At 76.4% G+C, this 3,888-nt stretch carries 4 protein-coding genes; all 4 read right to left on the reverse strand.

What is annotated here, in order from left to right; all coding sequences use genetic code 11:
* Positions 1-1,002: 1,002 nt before the first annotated feature.
* On the reverse strand, positions 1,003-1,392 hold the full coding sequence (locus ACWGDE_RS36970; RefSeq protein WP_453393466.1) for a rhodanese-like domain-containing protein: 390 nt from the start codon (positions 1,390-1,392) through the stop codon (positions 1,003-1,005).
* A complete protein-coding gene (locus tag ACWGDE_RS36975; protein ID WP_453393464.1) occupies positions 1,383-1,934 on the reverse strand; it encodes a cysteine dioxygenase in 552 nt (183 codons plus the stop codon). The genes ACWGDE_RS36970 and ACWGDE_RS36975 overlap by 10 nt, the downstream gene beginning before the upstream one ends.
* Positions 1,935-2,002: 68 nt before the next feature.
* Complete coding sequence (locus ACWGDE_RS36980) at positions 2,003-2,089, reverse strand: putative leader peptide (protein ID WP_311318651.1); 87 nt, start codon at positions 2,087-2,089, stop codon at positions 2,003-2,005.
* A gap of 33 nt (positions 2,090-2,122) precedes the next feature.
* Entirely contained in the window at positions 2,123-3,718 is a 1,596-nt protein-coding gene (locus ACWGDE_RS36985; protein WP_453393465.1) for an FAD-dependent oxidoreductase, read from the reverse strand.
* Between the last annotated feature and the right edge of the window lie 170 nt (positions 3,719-3,888).

A 3,888-nucleotide genomic window follows, 5' to 3' on the forward strand; every position in this document is an offset into this window, starting at 1 on the left:
TCGTCGGTCGACGACGCTCCGCGTCGCCTCCCTCCTCCGCCTTGCGATGCACGGCACCGGACACCGCGGGCTGATCCGGCCTGATCCGAAAGACACGCCCTAGCCCCGGGGCCGATCCCCAGGCCCCGGCCCCGGAGCCCGAGGCCCATCTCCGGAGCCCGGGGCCGGGCCCCGTAGCCGGTTCCCCGGCACCCACCCCGTAGCCGGGCCTCGGCTACGGGGTGTCCCGCTGCGGGCCCCGGCCCTGGCAGGAAGAACACCCTGCGGGGCTGTCCCCTACCCGCCCTTCCACCGTTCCCCGGGCTCGGCCCGGAGCCGCGCCTCAGACGCCGGCGGGGCTGGGGGTGCTCCCGGGCTTGGCCCGGACCCGGTGCTCAGGCGTTGGGCGGGCTGGATCGGGGTCGCCCGGGCCGGCCCTCGAGCGTTGGGCGGGGCCGGAGGGGGATGCGGGCTGCGCCCGGACTCCTGGGGCTCCGCCCCAGACCCCGTGCCTCGAACGTCGGTGGGGCTGGGTGCTCCTGGGCTCGGTCTGGGCCCGGTCCTCAGCGGGGGCGGGGCTGGATTTGGCTGTTGCCCGCCGGGCGAGCTCAGTCCCGTCTGCGTCGAATCAGCCCCGCCGGCGTTTGAGGCGCGGGGGTCCGGGGGCCGGCCCCCGTGCAGTGGTGCCGCAGACGGCCACGGTCCGGGGCGGAGCGCCCGGGGGGCCGCGGGCGCAGTCCGCGCCCCGGGCTTCGGGGTCCGGGGCGGAGCCACGGGGAACGGGCGAAGGGTGGGTAGGGGACTTGCCCCGCAGGGCCGACCAGCCGCACCCGCCCACCGGGCCCCGCGCCGGGACCACGGTGGTCGCACTCCGGCCGACCCTCGCCGGCCGAAGCCCGGGAAGCGCACCCGGGCCAGCCCCCGCCGGACGGAGTCCGGCGCAGCGGGCCGAAGCCCGGGAAGCGCGCCCGCGCTGATCGGTGCGAGGGGCGCGTTGAGGAGGGGTGCGGTGCGAGGGGCGCGTCAGGAAGGGGCGGTCACCGGGAGGCCCGCCGCGCGCCAGGCCTGGAAGCCGCCCGTGAGGTCCGTCGCGTTGGGGAGGGACAGTGCGTGGAGGGAGGCCGCCGCCAGGGTGGAGGCGTAGCCCTCGTTGCAGATGACGACGATCCGGATGTCGTGGTCCACCGCCTCCGGCAGGCGGTGGGACCCCTCGGGGTCGAGGCGCCATTCCAGTTCGTTGCGCTCGACGACCAGCGCGCCCGGAATCAGCCCGTCCCGCTCGCGCAGGGCCTGGTACCTGATGTCGACGAGCAGCGCCCCGTCCAGGGATTCGGCGTGCGCCTGGGCCGGGTCCACGCGGGTGTACGTGGTGCGCAGCCGGTCCACGAGGGCGTCGATGCCGCTCACTGCCAGTCCGCCGGACGCTCGACCTGCTCCAGCGTGAGCACCGGGCCGGTGCGGCTGTAGCGGCGGATCAGGGGGAGCGGCGGGTAGTACGCGTGGACCGAGACCGCGTGCTCGGTCGGGGATTCGTTCAGCACCTCGTGCACGTGGTGCTCGCCGAAGGCCCGCCCGGTGCCCGGCCCCAGGTCGCGGGTGCGGTCGACACCGGGGGCCAGGGAGAGCGACTGCCAGCCTTCCGCGGGCAGCCGCACCGTCAGGGAGTTCTCCGTGAGGCTGCCCCGCGCGGTGGTGAACGCGCCCCGGGACTCGGCGTGGTCGTGCCAGCCGGTGCCGGTGCCCGGGGGCCAGCCGATCAGCCAGGCCTCGCTGCCGCCGGGGCCGTCGAGCCGGATCCAGGTGCGGCCTTCGGGGTCGAGGGGGAGGGAGGCGATCAGCTCGGCGTCGGAGGCGACCTGCCGGGTGAAGTCGAGGAGGGCCGCCGCCGTGATGGTGGGCTGGGAGGCGTACGGATCGGCGTACGCGGCGGCGGGGGCGTGCGTGGGTGCAGACATGGAGGATGACCGTCCTGGGGGTTCGCGAGAGCGCGCGGCACACGACGGGCGCGCGGAGGAATGGCGAATCAGCAGGAAGGGCGACACACGCAGCCCGCGTAGCGGAGCAGGTCCATATGGACCCTCCGCCACAGGCGTACGTCGTTGCCGGTCATGTCGGCGAGTGAAGCACGAGATCGGACGGCCGGTCAATCGATCACAGGTGCGGGAGTGGGCGCGGGCAGGGCCCTGGGCGAGCCCGAGCCCGAGCCTGAGGCCGCGGGCGCGCCGTGGCGCACCGCGTCGGCCGCCTCGTACAGCTCGGCCGGGCGGACCCCGGCGAAGGCGGCCGCCAGGTGCCCGTCGGGCCGTACGAGGAGCACGGTGTGCGCCGCGGCCCCCGGGTAGCCGTCGGCGACGAGCAGCTCGGCCCGGACGGGGAGCGCGCTGACCGCCGCCGCGAGGCGGGGCATCAGGCCGGCGCCGAGCCAGTGTCGCCGGTCCCAGACCCCGGTGCCCGGCGCGACGAGGACGACCAGCAGCCGGCCCCGGCCCAGCTGGTCGCGCAGCGGCACCGTGGAGCCGTCGGGCGCGGTCACCGGGATGTTCGCGACGGGCCCGCCCGGCTCGGTGGCCGTGGGGACCTCGCGGACGGCGACGGGCGGGGCGTACACGGGCTCCGCGCCCAGCGGGCCGCGCCCCAGGTGCCCGTCGGTCAGGAGCGATTCGGCGGACCGCGAGGCTCCGGGCAGGTAGGTGCGCAGGCCGCCGCCGGAGCGCAGCGCGGGCATGGCCTGGTCGGCGGCGCGCAGCCGGGCGGCCACCGCCCTGCGGCGCTCGGCCTCGTAGCTGTCGAGGAGCTCCTCGGAGGCCCCCTGGTGCCAGGCGAGCGAGAGTTTCCAGGCGAGGTTCTCGGCGTCCCGGAGCCCCTCCTCCACGCCCTGGGTGCCGAGCGCGCCGAGCAGGTGCGCGGCGTCCCCGGCGAGGAAGGCGCGGCCGTCGCGCCAGCGCCGGGCGAGCCGGTGGTGCAGGGTGTGGACCCCGGTGTCGAGGAGGTCGTACGGGGGAGTCGTGCCGCCGCACCACAGGGCGAGGGTGTCGCGGATGAGGGTCACCAGCGCGTCGGGGGTGACGAGGTCGCCGCGCGCCGGGAGCAGCCAGTCCAGCCGGTAGACCCCGTCGGGCAGCGGCCGGGCGGTGACCTCCTCCGGCGGGTTGCGGTCCAGCAAGGCCTCGCCCGGCCAGGGCAGTTCGGTGCGCAGGGCGGCCACGGCGTGCCGTTCCACGGCGGTGCGGCCGGGGAAGCGGATGCCGAGCAGCTTGCGCACGGTGGAGCGGGCTCCGTCGCAGCCGACCAGGTAACTGCCGCGCCACCACGTGGTCTCGGCGCCCCGGGTGTGGGCGGTGACCCCGTGGCCGTCCTGCTCCAGGGCGTCGATCTTGCTCTCGGTGACCAGCTGGACCAGGGGGTGCGCGACGGCGGCGTCGCGCAGTCCGCGGGTCAGGGCGTGCTGGGGCAGGTGTGCCGGGGCCGGGCCGTCCTCGAAGGTGATCCGCTGCGATGCGCGGCCGCGCCGCATGGTGCGCCAGGCGGCGAAGTACGTGCCCTCGTCGCGCAGGGTCGCGCAGCCCAGCCGGTGCACCATCGCGGCGGTGTCGGCGTGCAGGGCGACGGTGCGGGCGGGGCGGGGTTCGTCCTTGCCGGGTCCCTCGTCGAGCACGACGCAGGGCACGCCCTGGCCGGCCAGGGCGAGGGACAGGGACAGCCCGACGGGCCCCGCGCCGACGACGATCACCGGGTCCATGATGTGGCTCCCGATGTCCGGTATGTGATCACAGAACGTATGCAACCCACTGGAGGTGCCTGCGTCAAGTGACGCCGGGCCGGACAATGCCGAGTGGTGGGGGGGGGGGGGTGGAGGCCCACACACCCAACACCCCCCCGTGCTTAGAGGCCGGGGGAGCCGGGGAGGGA

This window comes from Streptomyces sp. NPDC054956, from assembly GCF_053609185.1.

What these genes read in the sequence shown, in the direction of transcription:
- ACWGDE_RS36975 (WP_453393464.1), bottom strand. Translation starts at nt 1,934, where the DNA reads ATGTCTGCACCCACGCACGCCCCCGCCGCCGCGTACGCCGATCCGTAC.
- ACWGDE_RS36980 (WP_311318651.1), bottom strand. Translation starts at nt 2,089, where the DNA reads ATGACCGGCAACGACGTACGCCTGTGGCGGAGGGTCCATATGGACCTG.
- ACWGDE_RS36985 (WP_453393465.1), bottom strand. Translation starts at nt 3,718, where the DNA reads ATGGACCCGGTGATCGTCGTCGGCGCGGGGCCCGTCGGGCTGTCCCTG.